This is a genomic window from Streptomyces flavovariabilis, from assembly GCF_000725785.1.
Classification (GTDB): Bacteria; Actinomycetota; Actinomycetes; order Streptomycetales; family Streptomycetaceae; genus Streptomyces; species Streptomyces hawaiiensis.
Window position 1 is genome coordinate 1 of the sequence record NZ_JNXD01000066.1, and the last position, 3277, is coordinate 3277.

The 3277-nt window shown below is 56.7% G+C and carries 1 rRNA gene; it reads left to right on the plus strand.

The window, feature by feature from the left end:
- Positions 1-132 precede the first annotated feature (132 nt).
- A 23S ribosomal RNA gene (locus tag IO24_RS0139880) occupies positions 133-3255 on the plus strand.
- The last annotated feature ends 22 nt before the right edge of the window (positions 3256-3277 follow it).

The following is a 3277-nucleotide window of genomic DNA, read 5'->3' on the forward strand; positions in this document are numbered from 1 at the left end:
GTCGGGCACGCTGTTGGGTGTCTGAGGGAATGGATTTTTCCTCAGTCGCCGGCCCCAGTGAACTCGCCTAAGGGCGGGGTGATGGGTGGCTGGTCGTTGTTTGAGAACTGCACAGTGGACGCGAGCATCTGTGGCCAAGTTTTTAAGGGCGCACGGTGGATGCCTTGGCACCAGGAACCGATGAAGGACGTGGGAGGCCACGATAGTCCCCGGGGAGTCGTCAACCAGGCTTTGATCCGGGGGTTTCCGAATGGGGAAACCCGGCAGTCGTCATGGGCTGTCACCCTTGCCTGAACACATAGGGCAAGTGGAGGGAACGCGGGGAAGTGAAACATCTCAGTACCCGCAGGAAGAGAAAACAACCGTGATTCCGGGAGTAGTGGCGAGCGAAACCGGATGAGGCCAAACCGTATACGTGTGAGACCCGGCAGGGGTTGCGTATGCGGGGTTGTGGGATCTCTCTTTTACGGTCTGCCGGCCGTGAGACGAGTCAGAAACCGTTGATGTAGGCGAAGGACATGCGAAAGGTCCGGCGTAGAGGGTAAGACCCCCGTAGTCGAAACATCAGCGGCTCGTTTGAGAGACACCCAAGTAGCACGGGGCCCGAGAAATCCCGTGTGAATCTGGCGGGACCACCCGCTAAGCCTAAATATTCCCTGGTGACCGATAGCGGATAGTACCGTGAGGGAATGGTGAAAAGTACCGCGGGAGCGGAGTGAAATAGTACCTGAAACCGTGTGCCTACAAGCCGTGGGAGCGTCGCGCATTGAGTTTACTCAATGCGTCGTGACTGCGTGCCTTTTGAAGAATGAGCCTGCGAGTTTGCGGTGTGTTGCGAGGTTAACCCGTGTGGGGAAGCCGTAGCGAAAGCGAGTCCGAATAGGGCGTTTCAGTAGCACGCTCAAGACCCGAAGCGGAGTGATCTAGCCATGGGCAGGTTGAAGCGGAGGTAAGACTTCGTGGAGGACCGAACCCACCAGGGTTGAAAACCTGGGGGATGACCTGTGGTTAGGGGTGAAAGGCCAATCAAACTCCGTGATAGCTGGTTCTCCCCGAAATGCATTTAGGTGCAGCGTCGTGTGTTTCTTGCCGGAGGTAGAGCACTGGATAGGCGATGGGCCCTACCGGGTTACTGACCTTAGCCAAACTCCGAATGCCGGTAAGTGAGAGCGCGGCAGTGAGACTGTGGGGGATAAGCTCCATGGTCGAGAGGGAAACAGCCCAGAGCATCGACTAAGGCCCCTAAGCGTACGCTAAGTGGGAAAGGATGTGGAGTCGCAGAGACAACCAGGAGGTTGGCTTAGAAGCAGCCACCCTTGAAAGAGTGCGTAATAGCTCACTGGTCTAGTGATTCCGCGCCGACAATGTAGCGGGGCTCAAGCGTACCGCCGAAGTCGTGTCATTGCGATATATACCCCCAACGGGGATCGTGATGGGTAGGGGAGCGTCGTGTGCCGGGTGAAGCAGCCGCGGAAGCGAGTTGTGGACGGTTCACGAGTGAGAATGCAGGCATGAGTAGCGATACAAACGTGAGAAACGTTTGCGCCGATTGACTAAGGGTTCCTGGGTCAAGCTGATCTGCCCAGGGTAAGTCGGGACCTAAGGCGAGGCCGACAGGCGTAGTCGATGGATAACCGGTTGATATTCCGGTACCCGCTGTGAAGCGTCAAACATCGAGCATCGTGATGCTAAGGCCGTGAAGCCGTTCCGGACCCTTCGGGGAAAGGAAAGTGGTGGAGCCGCCGAACCAAGCGGTTAGTAGGTGAGTGATGGGGTGACGCAGGAAGGTAGTCCATCCCGGGCGGTGGTTGTCCCGGGGTAAGGGTGTAGGACGTCAGGTAGGTAAATCCGCCTGGCAATAGTCTGAGACCTGATGCCGAGCCGATTGTGGTGAAGTGGATGATCCTATGCTGTCGAGAAAAGCCTCTAGCGAGTTTCATGGCGGCCCGTACCCTAAACCGACTCAGGTGGTCAGGTAGAGAATACCGAGGCGTTCGGGTGAACTATGGTTAAGGAACTCGGCAAAATGCCCCCGTAACTTCGGGAGAAGGGGGGCCATCACTGGTGAGAGGACTTGCTCCTCGAGCTGGGGGTGGCCGCAGAGACCAGCGAGAAGCGACTGTTTACTAAAAACACAGGTCCGTGCGAAGCCGTAAGGCGATGTATACGGACTGACGCCTGCCCGGTGCTGGAACGTTAAGGGGACCGGTTAGCTCCATTTCGGTGGGGCGAAGCTGAGAACTTAAGCGCCAGTAAACGGCGGTGGTAACTATAACCATCCTAAGGTAGCGAAATTCCTTGTCGGGTAAGTTCCGACCTGCACGAATGGCGTAACGACTTCTCGACTGTCTCAACCATAGGCCCGGTGAAATTGCACTACGAGTAAAGATGCTCGTTTCGCGCAGCAGGACGGAAAGACCCCGGGACCTTTACTACAGTTTGATATTGGTGTTCGGTTCGGCTTGTGTAGGATAGCTGGGAGACTTTGAACTCTGGACGCCAGTTCAGGGGGAGTCGTCGTTGAAATACCAGTCTGGTCGTGCTGGATGTCTAACCTGGGTCCGTGATCCGGATCAGGGACAGTGTCTGATGGGTAGTTTAACTGGGGCGGTTGCCTCCTAAAGAGTAACGGAGGCGCCCAAAGGTTCCCTCAGCCTGGTTGGCAATCAGGTGTTGAGTGTAAGTGCACAAGGGAGCTTGACTGTGAGACCGACGGGTCGAGCAGGGACGAAAGTCGGGACTAGTGATCCGGCGGTGGCTTGTGGAAGCGCCGTCGCTCAACGGATAAAAGGTACCCCGGGGATAACAGGCTGATCTTCCCCAAGAGTCCATATCGACGGGATGGTTTGGCACCTCGATGTCGGCTCGTCGCATCCTGGGGCTGGAGTCGGTCCCAAGGGTTGGGCTGTTCGCCCATTAAAGCGGTACGCGAGCTGGGTTTAGAACGTCGTGAGACAGTTCGGTCCCTATCCGCTGTGCGCGTAGGAATATTGAGAAGGGCTGTCCCTAGTACGAGAGGACCGGGACGGACGAACCTCTGGTGTGCCAGTTGTCCTGCCAAGGGCATGGCTGGTTGGCTACGTTCGGGAGGGATAACCGCTGAAAGCATCTAAGCGGGAAGCCTGCTTCGAGATGAGTATTCCCACCTCCTTGAGAGGGTAAGGCTCCCAGTAGACGACTGGGTTGATAGGCCGGATATGGAAGCACGGTAACGTGTGGAGTTGACCGGTACTAATAGGCCGAGGGCTTGTCCTCAGTTGCTCGCGTCCACTGTGTT